Here is a 19,223-nt window from a genome sequence, read left to right as displayed (position 1 = left end):
GAAACTTGCGACTTGAAACTTGTAACTGCTGTTAACGCTTCGAGTACTGCGGACGCTTGCGCGCCTTGTGCAGGCCGACCTTCTTGCGCTCGACTTCGCGGGCATCGCGGGTCAGGAAGTTGCCGCGGCGCAGGGCGCCACGCAGGCCTTCGTCGTAACCCACCAGGGCACGGGCGATGGCGTGGCGGATGGCGCCGGCCTGGCCGGTGGTGCCGCCGCCAACGACGGTAACCTTGATGTCGAACTTGTCGGTCAGCTCAACGGCTTCCAGCGGCTGGCGCACGACCATACGGGCGGTGACGCGGCCAAAATAGGCGTCGAGGTCACGGCCGTTGACGGTGATGGCGCCCTTGCCGGGGGCCAGGAAGGCACGCGCGGAAGAGGTCTTGCGGCGGCCGGTGGTGTTGATAGCTTGGGTCTGTGCCATGGTGCTTGTCCTGAAAAACTCAGATGTCCAGCGGCTTCGGCTGCTGGGCGGCGTGGGCGTGCTCAGGGCCGGCGTATACCTTCAGCTTGCTGAACATGGCGCGGCCGAGGGAGTTCTTCGGCAGCATGCCCTTGACGGCGATTTCCAGCACGCGCTCGGGGGCCTTGTCGATCAGCTTGTCGAAGCTGATTTCCTTGATGCCGCCGGGGAAGCCGGTGTGGTGGTAGTACATCTTGTCGGTCGCCTTGCGGCCGGTGACGTGCACCTTCTCGGCATTGACCACAATGATGTAATCGCCGGTATCCACATGCGGGGTGTATACGGCCTTGTGCTTGCCGCGCAGGCGCGAAGCAATCTCAGAAGCGAGGCGGCCGAGGGTCTTGCCGGCAGCGTCGACGACGTACCAGTCGCGCTTCACTTCGGCGGGCTTCGCGCTAAAAGTCTTTGTACCAATCATCCCAAATCACTCCAGAAAGAGCGGGTGTCACGAAAAGAGGCGGAATCTTATAGAAAACGCGGGCGGGATACAACCCCCAAGCAGACAGGTACGAGGGGCAAGGTACGAGGTACGAAAGGATCCGGACCGCTTGCGGGCGGCGATCCTAGCGCCCCCGTGCCGTTTTTCCAAGTTCTGAAATAAAAAAGGCCCGGCGGGGTGGCCGGGCCAATAAAACCACCAAAGGAGGGTGGAGGAGTCACAGACTTGCTGCGCATTGGGGGGCAGCAGCAAATCAGTAGTGGCTAATATACTGATATTTCCGGGCACGTCAACACCGGGGTTTGTAGGGGAATTCGGGGGATAACCCGGAGGGTTTTTTCTCCTCCCCCACACCGTGGGAGGCCGGGAGGGGGCGGTGTCAGATTTTCAGCCGTTCGACCACGCGGTCGTGCTGCAGGTGCTGTTCGATGATCTCATCGATGTCTTCGCGGTCGACGTAGGTGTACCAGGTTTCCTGCGGATAGATGACGATCACCGGCCCCTCGCTGCAGCGGTCGAGACAGCCGGCGCTGTTGATGCGCACACCGCCGGGACCGGCGAGGCCCAGTTGCTTCACCTTGTCCTTGGCGTAGTCGCGCAGCGCCTGGGCGTTGTGGTCCTGGCAACAGGCCTTGCCTTCGCGCTGGTTGGTGCAGAAGAAAACGTGGTGTTTGTAGTAGGACATGTCCGCCCGCCACTGTTATTGAACCGGCCCGTAGTCTACCATGGGGCGCTGTTTTCCTGCCGTGACCCCCACATTGAACTTGCTATCCCAGATCCTGGCCGACGCTGATCGCTGCGTGCTGTGCGGCATGTGTCTGCCCCACTGTCCCACCTATGGTCTGAGCCATAACGAGGCGGAATCGCCGCGCGGGCGCATCTCCCTGATGCTGGCGGTCGCGCGCGGCCAGCTGGAGGCGGATGCCGGGCTGCTTGGCCACCTCGATCGTTGCCTGGGCTGCCGCGCCTGCGAGGCGATGTGCCCCTCCCTGGTGCCCTACGGCCGCCTGCTGCGCAACACACGCGAACATTTATATCGGCAGGAACATTCCCGCCTTGCCGACACGCTGGCGACACCGGCGCGGCGCAAGCTGCTGGGCGGCGCATTGCACCTGTTCCAGGCCAGCGGCCTGCAAAAGATCACGCAGCGGCTGCATCTGCTCGGCGACAGTGCCGTCGGACGGTTGCTGCAGGGCCTGCCGGAGGGCGGCGCCGCGCCGTCCCTGCCGGAATTTACGCCGGCACAGGGCGTACAGCGCGGGCAGGTGGCGCTGTTCACCGGCTGCACCGGCGACCTGCTGCAGCGCCGCTTGCTGCACGATGCCCGCAGGCTGTTGAGTGCGCTGGGGTATGCGGTGCATATCCCGTCACAGCAAGGCTGCTGCGGTGCGTTGCATGTGCAGCAGGGCGACGGCGCGACGGCACGGCACCTGGCACAGCAGAATCTGGCGGCCTTCCCCGCCGAGGCCGAGGCCATCCTCAGCGTGGCCAGCGGCTGCGGCGCCCTGCTGCATGAATACGACGACCTGCTGGAGGACGAGCGCGCCGCCGGCTTTGCCCGTCGCGTAATCGACATCAACGCGTTTCTCGCCGGACTGGACTGGCCCGAAACTCTGGTGCTGCGGCCGTTGCCGCAGAAGGTAGCGGTGCATGAGTCCTGTACCCTGCGCAATGTGCTGCGCGGGCAGCAGGCGCTGTACACCCTGCTGCGCCACATCCCGCAGCTGGAGGTCGTCGAGTTGCCGCACAACGAGCGCTGCTGCGGCGCCGCCGGCAGCTATCTGGTCGACCATCCGGCCGAGGCCGATACCCTGCGGGCCGACAAGGTCGCCGCCGTGGCGGAACTGCAACCGCAGTGGCTGGCCAGCGCCAACATCGGCTGCGCCATGCATCTCGCGGCCGGACTGCGCGCGGCGGGGCTGGCGGTGGAGGTAGTGCATCCGGTGTCGCTGCTGGTCAAACAAGTGACAAGTGACAAGTGACAAGTGACAAGTGACAAGTGACAAGTGACAAGTGACAAGCAAGATTGTCCCTATCTTGCAACTTGTCACTTGAAACTTGTAACTTAGCCTTCATGCGCAACTACTCCCCCATCGACAAGCTGTTTCTCAACTTCGATACCGCCCTGCGTACCGTGTTCGGACGGCCGGTGCTGACCGAACGCCCCAATCCGGCGGAGCACCTGCCCGAGGCGGAGCTGAGCGAGGCCGAGCGCGTGCTGGCCGGACGGCTGATGCGCATCAACCACGCCGGCGAGGTGTCGGCGCAGGGGCTGTATCAGGGCCAGGCACTCACCGCGCGCCTGCCGGAGGTGCGCGACAAGATGGAGCGCGCCGCACTGGAGGAAAACGATCACCTGGAATGGTGCGAGCGCCGCGCGAAGGAAATGGGCACCCACGTCAGTTACCTCAACCCGCTGTGGTATGCGGGTTCGTTGGCCATCGGCGCCCTGGCCGGTGCCGCCGGCGACAAGTGGAGCCTGGGCTTCGTGGTGGAGACCGAACATCAGGTGGTGCGGCACCTGGACGAGCATCTGGCGCAATTGCCGGAGCACGATCAGAAAAGCCGCGCCATCCTCGAGCAGATGAAGGAGGACGAGGCGCACCACGCCACCCTCGCCCTGCATGCCGGCGGCGCCCCGCTGCCGGAGCCGGTGAAGAGGCTGATGGGTCTGGTGTCGAAGGTAATGACGCGGACGACCTATTGGATATAAAACAAGTTACAAGTTACAAGTTACAAGTTACAAGAAAAGAGGGTGTTGTCTTTGGCTTGTCACTTGCAACTTGGTACTTGGAACTATTTTTTGGGAATCTTCGTCAGATTCCGTCCATAGAAGATCTCCAGCATTTCCCGTTGCAGACGCCGGCGGATGGTGCGCGAATCCGCCGGGTCGAGGTCGCGCGCCTGGACACCGAACAGGTAGTTATCCAGGTCGAACTCCTTGAGCATCATCTTGGTGTGGAAGATGTTCTCCTGATAGACGTTGACGTCGATCATCTGGTAGCGATCCAGCGTATCGCGGGCGATGTAATTCTGGATCGAGTTGATCTTGTGGTCGATGAAATACTTGCGCCCCTTGACGTCGCGGGTGAAGCCGCGCACGCGGTAGTCCATGGTGACGATGTCGGACTCGAAGCTGTGGATCAGATAGTTCAGCGCCTTCAGCGGCGAGATGCGGCCGCAGGTGGAGACATCGATGTCGGCGCGGAAGGTGCTGATGCCGTTGTCCGGATGGCTCTCCGGATAGGTGTGTACGGTGATGTGGCTCTTGTCCAGATGCGCCACCACGGCGTCCGGCAGCAGCGGACCGGGCGATTCGGTGTTGGAGCGGTCTTGCGACAGCACCGGCTCCTCGGAGATCAGCATGGTGACGCTGGCGCCCTGCGGATCGTAATCCTGGCGCGCGATGTTGAGGATGTTGGCGCCGATGATATCGGCCACATCGGTGAGGATGTTGGTCAGGCGCTCGGCGTTGTATTCCTCATCGATGTACTCGATGTACTCGCGCTGCTGGGCATCGGTCTGCGTGTAGCAGATGTCGTAGATGTTGAAGCTCAGCGTCTTGGTCAGGTTGTTGAAGCCGTGCAGCTTGAGCTTGGTTCCGAGAGAGTCAGGCAATTCATGCACCTCCGCAGTACAGTCAGGAAGTCCCCGCCGGCATCCTGGCCGGGCGGGGACGCGCATTATCCCTGATTAAGCCGCAAAAGGGGGATAAAATTTCCCTCAGCCTGCCACGATCTCGTAGTCGTGGGTGATCTCGGCCACCTTGCCCAGCATGATGGAGGCGGAGCAGTACTTCTCTGCCGACAGCTCGACCGCTCGCTTGACCTGGGCCTCCTTCAGGTCCTGGCCGGTGACGATGAAGTGGACGTGGATCCGGGTGAAAACCTTGGGGTCGGTGTCGGCACGCTCGGCGGTGATCTCGGCCACGCAGTCACGGATGGGCTGGCGCGCCTTCTTCAGGATGCTGACCACATCGAAGGAGGTGCAACCGCCCATGCCGAGCAGCAGCATCTCCATCGGCCGCGGCCCCAGATTGCGGCCGCCGTGGTCGGGCGGGCCGTCCATCACCACCGCGTGGCCGCTCTCCGTCTCGCCCAGGAAGGTGGCCTGCTCCACCCATTTGATACGCGCCTTCATTTTAACTTTCCTCCAAGCTGGGTTATTCTGGTGCGATTCTACCCGCTTGCCTGGCTCCAGGCAGGCTGGTATACGTAACACCCACTAATTTCCTAGGGACAAGGGGTCACCATGACGACCAAGGCGCTGAGCACCGGCAACCCGGCGATCGATCGCTTCCTGGTCCATTGCCACCGCCGCAAATACGCCTCCAAGAGCACCATCATCCGTGCCGGCGACAAGCCCGACGTGCTGTATTACGTCATCAAGGGCGGCATGACGGTGTTGATCGAGGACGACAACGGCCGCGAGATCGTGCTCGCCTACCTCAACCCCGGCGACTTCTTCGGCGAGATGGGCCTGTTCGACGAAAGCGCCGGCCGCAGCGCCTGGGTGCGCTCGCGCACCGAGTGCGAACTGGCGGAGATCAGCTACACCCGCTTCCGCCAGGTGGCGCACGACGACCCGGAGATCCTCTTCGCCCTGTCCAGCCAGATGGCGGCACGCCTGCGCACCACCAGCCGCAAGGTGGGCGACCTGGCCTTCCTCGACGTCACCGGCCGCATCGCCCGCACCCTGCTCGACCTCACCAGGGAGCCGGATGCCATGACCCATCCCGACGGCATGCAGATCCGCATCACCCGCCAGGAGATCGGCCGCATCGTCGGCTGCTCGCGCGAAATGGCCGGGCGTGTGCTCAAGACCCTGGAAGAACAGGGCCTGATCTCGGTGAAGGGCAAGACCATCGTCGTGTTCGGTGCGCGGTAAGTGGCAAGTGGCAAGTGGCAAGTGGCAAGGAAGAGGGTGTTGCCTTTAGCGTGTCACTTGCAACTTGAAACTTGTAGCTAAGTATTAAACAACTCCGCCAGCTTCTCGCCCGGCTCCGCCGCGCGCATAAACGCCTCCCCCACCAGAAAACTGTGCACACCGTGACGGCGCATCAGCGTCACGTCGTCGCGGCTCAGGATGCCGCTCTCGGTGACCACGATGCGATCCTCCGGGATCTGCGCCAACAGGTCGAGGGTGGTTTGCAGGGAAACCTCGAAGGTGCGCAGATTGCGGTTGTTGATGCCGACCAGGGGCAGCGGCAGGCGCAGCATGCGCTCCAGTTCCTGCCCGTCGTGCACCTCCACCAGCACATCCAGCCCCAGCTCCGTCGCGGCGGCGGTCAGCTCGGCCATCTGTCCGTCGCTCAATGCAGCGGCGATGAGCAGGATGCAGTCGGCACCGATGGCACGCGCCTCCACCACCTGGTAAGTGTCGATGATGAAGTCCTTGCGGATCACCGGCAGCCCACAGGCCGCGCGGGCCTGTTGCAGGTATTCGTCGCTGCCCTGAAAGAAATCGATATCGGTCAGTACCGACAGGCAGGCTGCACCGCCGCGTTCGTAGGAGGCCGCGATCTCCGCCGGGTGGAAATCGGGACGCAACAGGCCTTTGCTGGGCGAGGCCTTCTTCACCTCGGCGATCACCGCCGGCAGCCCGGCGGCCAGCTTGGCGCGCAGCGCGCCGACGAAGGGGCGCAGCGCCGGCGCCGCCGGCACGCGGTCGCGCAACTCCGCGATACTCACCCGACTGCGCCGCGCCGCGATCTCTTCGGCCTTGCGCTGCAGGATTTTCTTCAGGATATCCGGGGTATCGCTCACGTCATGCCGCCTTGAAGCTGTTGCTGACCTGCACCAGGCGGTCGAGCCGCTCGCGTGCGGCGCCGCTGGCGATCACTTCACGCGCCTTCTGCACGCCCTCTTCCAGCGTGGCCGCCAGGTCGGCCGCATAGATGGCGGCGCCCGCATTGAGCACCACGATATCGCGCGCCGGCCCCGCCTTGTCAGCGAGCACATCACGCATGATGCCGAGACTCTGTTCCGGCAACTCCACGGCCAGGCGCTTCACATCGGCGCGCACCATGCCGAACTGCTCCGGCGTGATGGCATAGCGCTTGAGCGTGCCGTGCTGCCATTCCGCCACCTGGGTCGGCGCACTGATGCTGATTTCATCCATGCCGTCCTCGGCATGCACGATGAGCACATGCTTCGAGCCCAGCCGGCCCAGCACCTGGGCCAGCGGCTCCAGCCACTCGCCGCTGTAGACGCCGAGCACCTGATGCGGCGCGCCGGCCGGATTGGTCAGCGGCCCCAGCACATTGAAGATGGTGCGCACGCCCATTTCGCGGCGCGGGCCGATGGCGTGCTTCATGGCGCTGTGATGCTTGGGGGCGAACATGAAACCGACACCGGCCTGGCGGACGCATTCACCGACCTGCTGCGGCGTCAGCTCCAGGTTGACGCCGGCCGCCTCCAGCACGTCGGCGCTGCCGGATTTGCTCGATACCGAGCGGTTGCCGTGCTTGGCCACGTTGGCGCCCGCCGCGGCCACCACAAAGGCCGCCGTGGTCGAGATGTTGAAGGTGTGGGCGCCATCGCCGCCGGTGCCGCAGGTATCCACCAGATGCGGCAGCTCCAGCTCTACCCGCGTCGCCAGTTCGCGCATCACGCCGGCGGCCGCGGCGATCTCGTCCACCGTCTCGCCCTTCATGCGCAGGCCGACGAGGAAGCCGCCGATCTGCGCCGGAGTCGCCTCGCCGGTCATGATCAGGCGCATCGCCGCCGTCATTTGCTCGGAGCTGAGGTCGCGGCGCTCGGTGACGGCGCGGATGGCTGTCTGCATATCCATGGTGGAAAACCTTTGGCGTTATGTTCGGCAAAAATGTCGGGCGATTGTCCCGTTTCCCCGCCGCAGCGGTCAAGGCGCCGCTGCGGCGCCGTAGCGCTCCTGCCAGCCCCACACCAGCAGGCCGGCGCCGGCCAGCGCCAGCATGCCCAGGGCCAGGCTCCAGACATGATGGGCGATGAAGGGCACCAGCAACCCCGCCACCAATGCGTTGAACCCCACCTGCATGAAGGATTGCACTGCCGCGGCCATGCCGCGGTTGCGCGGAAAGCAATCCAGCGCCAGTACCGTGAGGTTGGGCATGCTGAACGACACGGCAAAGGCGTACAGCACCAGCGGTGCCAGCACACTCACCGGCGTCGGCGGCAACAGCAGGGCCTGCGCCACATTGAGCAGACTCGCCGCCAGCATCAGCGCATAGCCGATGCGGATGCCGCGCGGCGGCGTCATGCGCCCGGCGAGCCGGCTCATGGCATACGAACCCGTCATCAGGCCGCCCACCATCGGTACGAACTGCATCCAGAAGTCGTTGACGCCCAGATGCAAATGGTCATACAGCAGCGTCGGTGCGGCGGCGATATAGATGAAGAAGCCGCCGAAGTTGAGGGCGAAGGCCAGCACCAGCCCCATGAAGCGGCCATGACGCAGTGCCATGCCGTAGGCCCCCGCCACCTTCAGCGGGTGGATCGAGTGCCGGCCGTCGGCCGGCAGCGTCTCCGGCGCGCGCCAGACGATGACGGCCAGCACGGCGACACCGAGCAGGGCGAGAAACCAGAACACCGCGCGCCAGCCGGACCAGTCCTGCAACACGCCACCGATCATCGGCGCGATGGCCGGGGCTATGGCAAAAATCAGCATCGCATGGGACAGCACCCGCTGCGCATGATGGCCACTGAAGGCATCGCGCACCATGGCGCGGCCCACCACCACACCGGCGCCGGCGGACAGCCCCTGCACCACACGCCAGAACAGGAGACCGGCGATGGTATCGGTCAGCGCCGCACCGATACTGCCCAGCACATACAACAGCAAGGCGCCGATGATCACCGGACGGCGACCGAAGCTGTCGGACAGCGGGCCATAGATCAGCGTGGTCAGGGCAAAGGCCGCCAGATACAGGCCCATGGTCTGCTGCATCTGCGCATGGCTTGCCGCCAGGTCTGCCGCAATGGCGGGGAAGGACGGCAGATAGGTGTCGATGGTGAACGGCGCCAGCATCGACAGCGCGGCGACCACGAAGGCGATGAACAGCGGATGATGCGCCGGAACGGCGCTGGTGTTCGACACGATTTCAGAACCTTTTGGGTGGGTGCCGGGCACTCCCGGCGAACAGCGCGTCTGCCTGGCAGCCTGCTCGCCCACGGCGTGGGCTCCTACAGGCAGGACAACGCCATCCTCAACTGCGCCGCCCGCCCTGCATGGCGAGGAAGTTGCGCAACATGTCGTGGCCGTGCTGGGTGAGGATCGATTCGGGGTGGAACTGCACGCCCTCGATGACGAACTCGCGGTGACGCACACCCATGATGGCCTCGCGCGTGCCGTCGGCATTCTGCGTCCACGCCGTCACCTCCAGACAGGCCGGCAAGGTCGACTGTTCGATCACCAGCGAGTGATAGCGTGTGGCCTGAAACGGATTCTCCAGCCCGGAAAACACACCGACATTGGCATGATAAATCTGTGAGGTCTTGCCGTGCATGATCACACCGGCGTGCACGATGTTGCCGCCGAAGGCCTGGCCGATGGACTGATGGCCCAGGCACACGCCGAGGATCGGCAGCTTGCCGGCGAAATGCTGGATGGCGGCGACGGAAATGCCCGCCTCGCTCGGCGAGCACGGCCCCGGTGAAATCACCAGGCGCTCCGGCTGCAGCCGCTCGATCTCCTCGATGGAGATCTGGTCGTTGCGATGCACCTGCACATCGGCGCCCAGCTCGGCGAAGTACTGCACCAGGTTGTAGGTGAAGGAGTCGTAGTTATCGATCATCAGCAACATGATGTGTCCCTCACCGGCGCGCGTTGTCGAGGCCGGCCTCGGCCAGCGTGGCGGCACGGAAGATGGCGCGGCTCTTGTTCATGGTCTCGTCCCATTCGTTGCGCGGCACCGAGTCGTAGACGATGCCGGCACCGGCCTGCATGTAGAGCGTGCCCTCCTTGACCACCGCGGTGCGGATGGCGATGGCCGTATCCATGTTGCCGTTCCAGGCCAGATAACCCACGGCCCCCGCGTAGACGCCGCGCTTCACCGGCTCCAGCTCGTCGATGATCTCCATGGCGCGGATCTTCGGCGCACCGGAAACGGTGCCGGCCGGGAAGGTGGCGCGCAGGGCATCCATGGCGCTCATGCCCGCCTTCAGCCGCCCCTCCACGTTGGAGACGATGTGCATGACATGGGAATAGCGCTCGATCACCATCTTCTCGGTGAGTTCGACGCTGCCGGTCTCGGCGATGCGGCCGACATCGTTGCGGCCGAGATCGATGAGCATCAGGTGCTCGGCGATTTCCTTCGGGTCGGCCAGCAGATCCGCCTCCAGGGCCTTGTCCTGTTCCTCGCTCTTGCCGCGCGGCCGCGTGCCGGCAATGGGACGCACCGTCACCTTGCCGTCTTCGCAACGGGTGAGGATCTCCGGCGAAGAGCCCACCACCTGGAAGCCATGCAGATCGAGGTAGAACATGTAGGGCGAAGGGTTGAGGCTGCGCAGCGAACGGTACAGGTCCAGCGCCGGCGCGTAGAACGGGATCGACAGGCGTTGCGACAGCACCACCTGCATGATGTCGCCGTCGACGATGTACTCCTTGGATTTGCGCACCGCCTCCTCAAAACCGTGCTGGGTGAAGCCGGAGACGAAGTCCTGTTCGGTCACTTGGTGCGGCGCCGTGGCCGGCCGCGCCGGCAGCGGGCCACGCAGCCGGGCGATGAGCTGATCGAGACGCTGCTGCGCCGCCGCCAGCGCATCCCGCTGTGCCGGATCGGCGTGGACGATGACATGCAGCTTGCCGCTCAGGTTGTCGAACACCACCACCTCGTCCGACACCATCAGCATCACGTCGGGCACGCCCATCTCGTCGGTGTTGGGACAGGGGCCCAGGCGCGGCTCGATGTAGCGCACGGTGTCGTAGCCGAAATAGCCGACCAGGCCGCCGTTGAAGCGCGGCTCACCCGGCTCGCAGGCGACGCGGTAGCGCTGCTGGAACCGTTCGATCCAGGCCAGCGGATCGGCGACCGTTTCGCTCTCCACCACCACGCCGTCGTGCTCGACCTCGATGTCGTAGCCGTGCACGCGCACCACGGTGCGGCAGGGCAGGCCGATGATGGAGTAGCGGCCCCACTTCTCGCCGCCCTGCACCGACTCGAACAGGTAGGAATACGGCGCGTTGGCCAGCTTGAGGTAGGTGGACAGCGGCGTGTCGAGGTCGGCAAGGACCTCGCGCGCCACGGGAATGCGGTTATAGCCCTGGGAGGCGAGTTCGGCGAAACGTTGTGGGGTCATGGCAGCTACCTGACAGGCAAAGTGATTACGGAATCAACGGGTACACGCGTGCGCTTACCAGCGGCGCCATCGCGTCCCGGTGATTCCCGGCTTTGTCTTGTCGGTATGCACCATGTTCATGCTTGCAGATTCAATAGGCCCGGCAGTTCGGCCAGGGAGTCGATGACGGCGTCGGGATTGGCCTCGCGGATGTCGATGCCGTGGTTGTAACCGTAGCTGACCGCCACCACCGCGAAGCCCGCCGCCCGCGCCGCATGCACGTCGTGCATGGAATCCCCTACCATCAGTGCGTGTGCCGGTTCGACTTTAAAGAAATCGGCGGCATGGAGCAAGGGCGCCGGATGGGGCTTCTTTTGTGGCGTGGTATCACCACTCACCACGATACCGAAGAAATCGCGTATCCCCTTATCCCGCAGCAAAGGCTCGGTAAAGCGTGCTGCCTTGTTGGTGACACAACCGAGCTTCACACCGGCCGCCTGCAGCGCCTCCAGCCCCTCACGCACACCGGGGAACAGCCGGCTGCGCTGGCTGGTGTTCACGGCATACAGTTCGGTGAAGATCGGCATGGCACGGGCGAAGTCAGCCTCGGTCGGCTCCGCCTCCAGTTCACCGGTGAGGGCACGCTTGACCAGGCGCTCGACGCCGTTGCCGACCCAGCCGCGCACCACGGCCTCGCCATGGGGCGCGCGGCCAAGCCGCCGCATCATCTCGTCGACGCAATAGGCCAGGTCAGGCACGCTGTCCACCAGGGTGCCGTCCAGGTCGATGAGGATCATTTCGGGTTTGCTAAGCATTGGAATGAACCACGGAGAGCACGGAGGACACAGGACCGTTCACCACGAAAAAATCGCCGTGGTCCCCTGCCCTCCGTGGTTAGGCTTACTTGCCGACCTTGGCCAGCTCGGCGCGCATTTCACCGATGATGGTGTTGTAGTGGTTCTTGTCCTTGTCGTTGCGCTTGCCGAACACGGCGGAACCGGCGACGAAGGTATCCACACCCGCCTCGGCCACTTCCTTGATGTTGGCCGGACCGACGCCGCCATCGATCTCCAGACGGCAGTTGTACTTGCCCGCATCGATCATCGCGCGCACCTTGCGCGCCTTGTCGAGGACGTAGGGGATGAACTTCTGGCCGCCGAAACCGGGGTTCACGCTCATCAGCAGCACCATGTCCAGCTTGGGCAGGGTGTATTCCAACACGTCCAGCGGGGTGGCCGGATTGAACACCAGGCCGGCCTTGCAGCCGCTGTCCTTGATCAGGCCGATGGTGCGGTCGATGTGCTCGGAGGCTTCCGGGTGGAAGGTGATGTAGGTGGCACCGGCCTTGGCGAAATCGGGGATGATGCGGTCCACCGGCTTGACCATCAGGTGTACATCGATGGGGGCGGTGATGCCGTGCTTGCGCAGGGCCTCGCACACCAGCGGGCCGATGGTCAGGTTGGGCACGTAGTGGTTGTCCATTACATCGAAGTGAACGATGTCCGCGCCGGAGGCCAGCACGTCAACAACCTCCTCACCGAGACGGGCGAAGTCCGCCGACAGGATGGAAGGGGCAATCTGATAATCCGCCATGGTGATCCCTCTGAGCTTGATGTGTGAGGCCCTCTGCGGGGCGTTGAATAGTTAAGGACCGCCGATTGTACCGGCTCCCGGCAGGCAATGCGACAGTTCCGCCTTTACGGCCCCCGATGCGCCGGATATGCTGCAAGACCATGAAAACCCTACGTTATGTATTGCTGCTGACCCTCTGGGCCGGTGTCGCGCAGGCGGCCCCGGCCGCTGCGCCGGCGCCCGATGCGGCAGCGGAGACCGCCGCAACCGTGAGTCCGGCACCGGCGCCCGATGCGGAACAGGAGGTGGTGGCAAGACTGCGCGCCAGTGCCGTTGCCGGCGAAATCCAGGAGCTGAGCGTGGACGGCAAACCCGTGCTGGCCCTGTGGCGCAACGAGACCCTTGGCCGGCCGCAGGGGGCGGTACTCCTGCTGCACGATACGGGGGCCCATGCCGACTGGCCCGGCGTCATCGGTCCGCTGCGCCGCGAACTGCCCGAGCACGGCTGGCACACACTGGCACTGCAGCTATCCGCGCCTGAGGCCACGGAGGCCGCGCAGCAGACAACGGCGCGGCTGCGTGCCGCCCTCGCCTTTCTCGCCGGCAAGAACATCCGCAACATCGTCCTGCTCGGCCACGGTAGCGGCGCTGCCGCGGCCCTGCGCCATGCCGCCGACAACAAGGGGACAGTCAACGGCCTGATCCTCGTCGCGCTGGGCGAAATGGACGATGCGGCCTTGCTGGATCGCGCGGCGGTCCCCATCTACGACATCTATGGCAGCGCCGATGCCCTGGAGGTACGCACCGCCGGTGCACAGCGCCTGACCGAGGGGCGCCGCCTGGTACGCAAGGACGGCGGTGAACTGCCGCGCTACCGCCAGTTCGTGGTGCTGGCGGCCGATCATTTCTTCAGTGCCCAGACCGAGATCCTGCTGCGTCGCGTGCAGGGCTGGCTGCGCACCCATGCCGAGGGCATGGAGATCAGCGAATAACAAGAGGAGACAAGATGGGACTCGCGATGTTGCTGCACGTACTGTCCGCCGTCATCTGGGTCGGCGGGATGTTTTTTGCCTACATGGTGCTGCGCCCAGTGGCGGCCGGACAACTGGAACCTCCGCAGCGCCTGCCGTTGTGGGCCGCCTGCTTCCAGGGCTTCTTCATCTGGGTATGGGGGGCGGTGATCCTGTTGCCGGTGACCGGCTACTGGATGCTGTTCAGCATGTTTCAAGGCATGGCCAATGCGCCGCTGTACGTGCATGCCATGCAGGGACTCGGCCTGCTGATGATCGCGCTGTACCTGTGGCTCTACTTCGGCCCCTATCGCGCCCTGCGCGCCACCGTGGCGGCACAGGACTGGCCGACTGGCGGCGCCCGTCTGGCCACCATCCGCCGCATCGTCGGCACCAACCTGCTGCTCGGCCTCGTCACCATCACCATCGCCGTGGCCGGGCACTATCTGATTCCGGCGGCCTGACGGCATTGTCACGGGGCGCGCCCGCGCGCCCCGTCTTCATCTCGCGCTGTCGTCCTGTTGTTGCAGCAGCGCGGCAAGGTCCAGCATGCGCACGGCGTCCACCGCCGCCTCGCAGGCCCCCTCGTGGCACAATCCGCTCATGGCCGCCTGCTGATAGCCGTCGAGCGCGGCCCGGATGCAGGCTTCGCGCACACGCTCGGCAACATGCAACACGGCATCATTCATTCGCACAGCGCCCCGGCCCACAGCTGGCCGTTGATCATCAGCTCGGTGATGCGGCCGTCGTTCTGGCGCATGTTGATCCGTGCCGTGGTCTGGCTGCCGTCCTGCAGGCGGATCTGCACCGTGTCGCCGCTCACCTGATAACTTCCCGGCGTGCCACCGCCCTTGCCGTAATAGCCGCCGGCACCGCTGCTGAAGCTGGCCTCACTGCTGTACACCACGCCGCCGCTGCCGTCGAACACCATGGCACTGAGGCGGTAATAGCCGCTGCTGCCGCCGGATGAACCACCCCAGTTGCACAGACGCCCCTTGAGTTGTGCATTATTGCCGCCCGCCGCCGGGGTCGCCGGGGTCTTGCGCGCCGCCGCCCGCGTGCAGTGCAGCACATCACCAGCGGGAAACTGCACCGTCAGCCTGTCGCCCGCGATGGCATAGGGATAGGACACCACGCCGAACTCCTCTTCCACCAGCAGTACATCCCCCCTCACGCTGTAGCGCAGGGCCTCGCCATCGAACACCAGACGGTTGGCGGTCTGGAACTCCAGCAGGACGCCGCCCTCCCCCCCTGACAGTGCCACTGTCCGCGCAAGGGCGCAGTTTTATCCGCCGCCACCACAGTGGCGCTCACCAGGAAGCCCGCCGCCGCCAGTAGAGGCCATCGCATAATCATCTCCCCCGCGTCGTCAATTCCCGAGTACGGCGCGCTTCTGCCGCAGCGTCGCCAGCAATTGATCATAGGCGTCGGCAAACTGTTTGACACCCTCGCGCTGCAACTGCGCGCACACCGCCTCGAGGTCGATGCCCAGCGCCGCCACCTGCGCCAGAACCTGCCGCGCCTCGGGCAACTGTGCGGTGAGCGTGGCGGCGACGTGGCCGTGCTCGAGGAAGGCCTTGAGGGTGGCCGGCGGCAGGGTGTTGACGGTGTCGGGGCCGATGAGCTCATCCACATACAGCACATCGGAATAGGCCGGATTCTTGGTGCCCGTGCTGCCCCACAAGGGACGCTGCACGCGTGCGCCGCGCCCGCGCAGGGCTGCAAATTCGGCGCCGTCGAACAGTTGTCGGAAACGTTGGTAGATCACCTTGGCATTGGCGATGGCGCAGCGGCCGCGCAGGGCCAGCGCGGCATCCGTGCCGATGGCCTCCAGTTGCTTGTCCACCGCGCTATCGACCCGGCTGATGAACAGCGAGGCCACCGAGGCGATCTGCCGCGGCTGATCACAGCGCGCCACGCCGCGCAGATAGGCGGCGGCCACCGCCTCGTAGTGATTCTGCGAAAACATCAGGGTGGCGTTGACGTTGATGCCGACCGCAAGCAAGGCCTCGATGGCCGGGATACCCTCCGCCGTCGCCGGCACCTTGATCATCAGGTTGGGCCGGTCCACCGCCTGCCACAGGCGCTGCGCCGCGGCGATGGTGCCCTGTGTGTCGTGTGCCAGGTGGGGTGACACCTCCAGGCTGACGTAACCGTCAAGACCGTCGGATGCATCGAACACCGGGCGCAGCACATCGGCCGCTTCGCGGATGTCCTCCACCGCCAGCAGCTCGAACATCGCCTGCGCATCGATAGCGGGCGAGGCCTCGAGGATGGCGCGGATCTGCTCGTCATAGGCGGCGCTGCCGCCGATGGCCTTCTCGAAGATGCTCGGGTTGGAGGTGACGCCGCGTACCCCGGCCTCGATCAGCCGCTGCAGACCGCCGCCGCGGGTCTGGCCGCGCTCGATATAGTCCTGCCACACCGATTGTCCCTGTTGCTGTAAGTCGTGCAGAATGCCCATGAATCCTTCCTTTCATTTGCTCAGCCAGAACCACCAGACAATAAAGGCGATCAGCGCAATACCGGCCAGGTTGACGAACATCATCATGCCTCCCTGTCGGGCCGCAAGAAACGCAGCCGATTGGCGTTGCTCACCACAGTCAGCGACGAGGCGGCCATGGCGGCGCCGGCGATCATCGGGTTGAGCAGCAGGCCCAGGAACGGATACAGCACACCGGCCGCCACCGGGATACCCAGGGTGTTGTAGACGAAGGCGCCGAACAGATTCTGCTTGATGTTGCGCACCGTGGCGCGCGAAACATGAATGGCATCGGCCACACCATGCAGCGAGCCGCGCATCAACGTCACGTCGGCGCTCTCGATGGCCACGTCGGTGCCGCCGCCGATGGCGAAGCCGACATCGGCGCGGGCCAGGGCCGGGGCGTCGTTGATACCGTCGCCCACCATGCCCACCACCTCACCCAACTGCTGCAACGCCGCCACCTGCTGTTCCTTCTCCTCCGGCAGCACCTCGGCGATCACCGCATCGATACCCACCTGCCGCGCCACCGCCTCGGCCGTGGTGCGCGCGTCGCCGGTGAGCATCACCACCTTGAGACCGAGCCGGTGCAGGCGGGCGACGGCCGCGGCGGAATCGGCCTTCACCGGATCGCTCACCGCGATGATCCCGGCCCCCATATCGTTCAGGGCCAGATAGAGCGGGATCTGCCCTTCATCGGCCAGACGCTCGGCCTGCTGCGGCAACTCGCCCAAATCTACGCCGTTTTCCTCCATCCAGCGCCGGTTTCCGAGCAACACGCGCTGCTGGTTCATCATGGCACGCACGCCGCGCCCCGCCACGGCCTCAAAACCGGACATCTCCAGGCGGCGCATGCCCCTGGCATCGGCCGCCGCCACGATGGCCGCCGCCAGCGGATGCTCCGACGCGGCCTCCACCGTCGCGGCGATCTCCAGCAACCGATCGGCATCGATCCAGCCGCGCGGCACGATGGCCGTCACCTGCGGCCTGCCTTCCGTCACCGTGCCGGTCTTGTCCAGCACCACGGTGGTAAGGCGCCCCGCCTGCTGCAATGCCTCACCGTGGCGGATCAATACACCGAACTCCGCCGCCTTGCCGACGCCGACCATGATAGAAATCGGCGTGGCGAGACCGAGGGCGCAGGGACAGGCGATGATCAGCACCGTCATGGTGGCAACGATGGCAAAGGACAGCTGCGGGTCGGGACCGAGGTTGTACCAGGCCAGGAAGGTGAGCACGGCAACGATCAGCACGCTGGGCACGAATACCGCCGCCACCTGGTCCACCAGGCGACCGATGGCCGGCTTACTGGCCTGCGCATTGCGCACCAGCTCGATGATGCGTGCCAGCACCGTATCCTTGCCGATGCGTTTCGCCTGATACAGGAAGGAGCCGGAGGTGTTGATGGTGCCGCCCACCACTTCATCGCCGACGCGCTTCTGCACCGGCAGCGGTTCACCGGTGATCATCGATTCGTCCACATAGGACTCGCCGTCGATGATCACGCCGTCCACGGCAACGCGCTCACCGGGACGCACGCGCAGCGTCTCGTTCAGCCCCACCTCGATGATGGGCACATCCACCTCCCTGCCGTCGCGCACCACCCGCGCCGTCTTCGGCTGCAGGCCGATGAGGCGGCGGATCGCCTCCGAGGTCTTGCCGCGGGCGCGCAGCTCCAGGGCGGCACCGAAATTGATCAGGGCGATGATGATCGCCGCCGCCTCGAAGTAGGCATGCTGTGCCAGTGAAGGCACACTGTGCGGCCACAGCACGATGGCCATGGAATAGACCCAGGCCGAACCGGTGCCCATGGCGATGAGGGTGTCCATGTTGGCGTTGTGATGGATGAACTGCTTCCAGGCGCCGGTGAAGAAATGACGGCCCGAGTAGATCATCACCCCCAGCGTGGCGAGGCCGAGGACCAGCCAGAGCAGGCGACCGCTGTCGCTGTGCAGGGGCGGGAACCAGTCGCTCATGCCGAACACCATCAGCGGCACACCCAGCGCCGCCGCGGCCGCCGCCTGGCGCAGCAGACGGCGATATTCCGCCTGCTCCCGCGCCTCGCGCTCGGCCTGCTCGTCATCCAGCTCCTTCAGTTCCGCCGCCTCGTAGCCGGCATCGACCACCGCCTTGACCAGGGTGGCACCGTCCGCCGTCCCACGCACCACGGCCACGTGCTCGGCGAAGCTCACCGTGGCATCGAGGACGCCGGGCACCGCCCGCAGGGCGTTCTCCACCGTCGCCACGCAGCCGGCGCAGCTCATGCCGCCGATGGAGAGCCGATGTACCGCAGGTTCGCTCACATGCCACCTCGCTCACAGGGCTGGAATCCGTCTCCAAAGGATAACATCCCACCTGTTGATTGACGCAGATCAACTGGAAACTGCGCGGGAATTGCGATACTTTCGCACCGTCGTGTCCCAGTGGAGTCCCCGCCCATGCGCCTGCAACTGCTGCCCCTGTCCCTGCTGCTCAAGAGCCTGCCCGACGCCGTGCACAGCGAATTGCTGTCACGCCTGTTCAACCACCTGCTCAAGGGACAGTACATCGCCGATCAGCTGCACGAGCTGGACGGCAAGCGCCTGGCCATCGCCATCGGCGACACCCACACCGAGCTGGTCTTCACCATCCGGGACGGCCGCCTCGCCCGCGCCCCCGGCAAGGCGTGGGACGTGCGCATCAAGGGGCGGCTGGAGGAATTCTGGCTGCTGGCCACGCGCAGCGAAGACCCGGACACCCTGTTCTTCGCCCGCCGCCTCAACATCGAAGGGGAAACCGAGACCGGCCTCTATGTGAAGAATCTGCTCGACGGCATGGACTTCGACTGGCGCGCCCATGTGCAGGCCGTCGCCGGCCCGCGCCTCGCCCCCTTCATCCTGCGCGCCGTGGAACGCCTGCAACTGGACCGGCGTGTGCAGGCGGTTATAGCTCACTGAAGTCAAAAGCCTTCAACGCAAAGACGCGAAGGGCGCAAAGAGCGCAAAGTTTTGTTGTGGGA

The 19,223-nt window shown here is 65.1% G+C and carries 22 protein-coding genes; 6 read left to right on the top strand and 16 right to left on the bottom strand.

Going from position 1 to position 19,223, the window contains the following annotated elements:
- Window positions 1-31: 31 nt before the first annotated feature.
- The 3 genes from rpsI to EP379_RS02195 all read right to left on the bottom strand — a co-directional run bounded on the left by rpsI (window position 32) and on the right by EP379_RS02195 (window position 1,590).
- On the bottom strand, window positions 32-427 hold the full coding sequence (gene rpsI / locus EP379_RS02205) for a 30S ribosomal protein S9 (RefSeq protein ID WP_127475363.1): 396 nt from the start codon (window positions 425-427) through the stop codon (window positions 32-34).
- A 19-nt stretch (window positions 428-446) separates the two neighbouring features.
- Entirely contained in the window at window positions 447-884 is a 438-nt protein-coding gene (gene rplM / locus EP379_RS02200; protein ID WP_127475361.1) for a 50S ribosomal protein L13, read from the bottom strand.
- Between the two features lie 400 nt (window positions 885-1,284).
- Complete coding sequence (locus EP379_RS02195) at window positions 1,285-1,590, bottom strand: (2Fe-2S) ferredoxin domain-containing protein (protein WP_127475358.1); 306 nt, start codon at window positions 1,588-1,590, stop codon at window positions 1,285-1,287.
- 73 nt (window positions 1,591-1,663) lie between these two features.
- Here EP379_RS02195 and EP379_RS02190 point away from each other — a divergent pair, with 73 nt between their 5' ends.
- Together EP379_RS02190 and coq7 are read left to right on the top strand one after the other, a co-directional pair.
- Complete coding sequence (locus tag EP379_RS02190) at window positions 1,664-2,887, top strand: (Fe-S)-binding protein (RefSeq protein WP_232023956.1); 1,224 nt, start codon at window positions 1,664-1,666, stop codon at window positions 2,885-2,887.
- A 92-nt stretch (window positions 2,888-2,979) separates the two neighbouring features.
- Entirely contained in the window at window positions 2,980-3,618 is a 639-nt protein-coding gene (gene coq7, locus EP379_RS02185; RefSeq protein WP_127475354.1) for a 2-polyprenyl-3-methyl-6-methoxy-1,4-benzoquinone monooxygenase, read from the top strand.
- An 83-nt stretch (window positions 3,619-3,701) separates the two neighbouring features.
- Here the strand turns inward: coq7 and speD are convergent, their stop codons facing one another.
- Both speD and EP379_RS02175 read right to left on the bottom strand, forming a co-directional pair.
- On the bottom strand, window positions 3,702-4,523 hold the full coding sequence (gene speD / locus EP379_RS02180) for an adenosylmethionine decarboxylase (protein ID WP_232023955.1): 822 nt from the start codon (window positions 4,521-4,523) through the stop codon (window positions 3,702-3,704).
- 105 nt (window positions 4,524-4,628) lie between these two features.
- A complete protein-coding gene (locus EP379_RS02175; RefSeq protein WP_127475350.1) occupies window positions 4,629-5,045 on the bottom strand; it encodes an OsmC family protein in 417 nt (138 codons plus the stop codon).
- 111 nt (window positions 5,046-5,156) lie between these two features.
- Here EP379_RS02175 and crp point away from each other — a divergent pair, with 111 nt between their 5' ends.
- Window positions 5,157-5,792: a cAMP-activated global transcriptional regulator CRP gene (crp, locus tag EP379_RS02170; protein ID WP_127475348.1), complete on the top strand. Its 636-nt coding sequence runs from the start codon at window positions 5,157-5,159 to the stop codon at window positions 5,790-5,792.
- 77 nt (window positions 5,793-5,869) lie between these two features.
- On the opposite strand, the gene trpC is transcribed toward crp, so the two are convergent.
- From trpC to rpe, 7 genes are all read right to left on the bottom strand, one after another.
- A complete protein-coding gene (gene trpC, locus EP379_RS02165) occupies window positions 5,870-6,670 on the bottom strand; it encodes an indole-3-glycerol phosphate synthase TrpC (protein WP_127475345.1) in 801 nt (266 codons plus the stop codon).
- Between the two features lies 1 nt (window position 6,671).
- Window positions 6,672-7,697 (bottom strand): anthranilate phosphoribosyltransferase, encoded by a 1,026-nt coding sequence (gene trpD / locus EP379_RS02160; RefSeq protein WP_127475343.1) that lies wholly within the window; start codon window positions 7,695-7,697, stop codon window positions 6,672-6,674.
- 69 nt (window positions 7,698-7,766) lie between these two features.
- A complete protein-coding gene (locus EP379_RS02155) occupies window positions 7,767-8,981 on the bottom strand; it encodes a multidrug effflux MFS transporter (RefSeq protein ID WP_127475340.1) in 1,215 nt (404 codons plus the stop codon).
- A 109-nt stretch (window positions 8,982-9,090) separates the two neighbouring features.
- Window positions 9,091-9,687 (bottom strand): anthranilate synthase component II, encoded by a 597-nt coding sequence (locus tag EP379_RS02150; RefSeq protein ID WP_127475338.1) that lies wholly within the window; start codon window positions 9,685-9,687, stop codon window positions 9,091-9,093.
- 10 nt (window positions 9,688-9,697) lie between these two features.
- Entirely contained in the window at window positions 9,698-11,182 is a 1,485-nt protein-coding gene (gene trpE, locus EP379_RS02145) for an anthranilate synthase component I (RefSeq protein ID WP_127475336.1), read from the bottom strand.
- Between the two features lie 116 nt (window positions 11,183-11,298).
- The gene (locus EP379_RS02140) at window positions 11,299-11,976 is read right to left on the bottom strand and encodes a phosphoglycolate phosphatase (protein ID WP_232023954.1); all 678 of its coding nucleotides are present in this window, start codon (window positions 11,974-11,976) and stop codon (window positions 11,299-11,301) included.
- An 85-nt stretch (window positions 11,977-12,061) separates the two neighbouring features.
- Window positions 12,062-12,754: a ribulose-phosphate 3-epimerase gene (gene rpe / locus EP379_RS02135; RefSeq protein WP_127475333.1), complete on the bottom strand. Its 693-nt coding sequence runs from the start codon at window positions 12,752-12,754 to the stop codon at window positions 12,062-12,064.
- Window positions 12,755-12,894: 140 nt separating this feature from the next.
- On the opposite strand from rpe, the gene EP379_RS02130 reads away from it, so the two are divergent.
- Both EP379_RS02130 and EP379_RS02125 read left to right on the top strand, forming a co-directional pair.
- Window positions 12,895-13,725, top strand: coding sequence for an alpha/beta fold hydrolase (locus EP379_RS02130; RefSeq protein WP_172600351.1), 831 nt, complete (start codon window positions 12,895-12,897; stop codon window positions 13,723-13,725).
- Window positions 13,726-13,739: 14 nt separating this feature from the next.
- Window positions 13,740-14,207 (top strand): CopD family protein, encoded by a 468-nt coding sequence (locus tag EP379_RS02125; RefSeq protein ID WP_127475328.1) that lies wholly within the window; start codon window positions 13,740-13,742, stop codon window positions 14,205-14,207.
- Between the two features lie 36 nt (window positions 14,208-14,243).
- On the opposite strand, the gene EP379_RS02120 is transcribed toward EP379_RS02125, so the two are convergent.
- The 4 genes from EP379_RS02120 to EP379_RS02105 all read right to left on the bottom strand — a co-directional run bounded on the left by EP379_RS02120 (window position 14,244) and on the right by EP379_RS02105 (window position 18,528).
- On the bottom strand, window positions 14,244-14,432 hold the full coding sequence (locus tag EP379_RS02120; protein WP_127475325.1) for an acetyltransferase: 189 nt from the start codon (window positions 14,430-14,432) through the stop codon (window positions 14,244-14,246).
- Window positions 14,429-15,007: a hypothetical protein gene (locus EP379_RS02115; protein ID WP_127475323.1), complete on the bottom strand. Its 579-nt coding sequence runs from the start codon at window positions 15,005-15,007 to the stop codon at window positions 14,429-14,431. Before EP379_RS02115 ends, EP379_RS02120 begins: the two co-directional genes overlap by 4 nt.
- A gap of 105 nt (window positions 15,008-15,112) precedes the next feature.
- Window positions 15,113-16,207, bottom strand: a complete 1,095-nt coding sequence (gene tal, locus EP379_RS02110; RefSeq protein WP_127475320.1) for a transaldolase — start codon at window positions 16,205-16,207, stop codon at window positions 15,113-15,115.
- A gap of 83 nt (window positions 16,208-16,290) precedes the next feature.
- Window positions 16,291-18,528, bottom strand: coding sequence for a heavy metal translocating P-type ATPase (locus tag EP379_RS02105; protein WP_232023953.1), 2,238 nt, complete (start codon window positions 18,526-18,528; stop codon window positions 16,291-16,293).
- Window positions 18,529-18,663: 135 nt separating this feature from the next.
- Here EP379_RS02105 and ubiT point away from each other — a divergent pair, with 135 nt between their 5' ends.
- Entirely contained in the window at window positions 18,664-19,161 is a 498-nt protein-coding gene (gene ubiT / locus EP379_RS02100; RefSeq protein WP_127475317.1) for a ubiquinone anaerobic biosynthesis accessory factor UbiT, read from the top strand.
- The last annotated feature ends 62 nt before the right edge of the window (window positions 19,162-19,223 follow it).

This window comes from Sulfurivermis fontis (genome assembly GCF_004001245.1).
Taxonomy (GTDB): Bacteria; Pseudomonadota; Gammaproteobacteria; order Thiohalomonadales; family Thiohalomonadaceae; genus Sulfurivermis; species Sulfurivermis fontis.
Note: the sequence above shows the minus strand (reverse complement) of the source record. Positions and strands in the feature narration are given on the sequence as shown.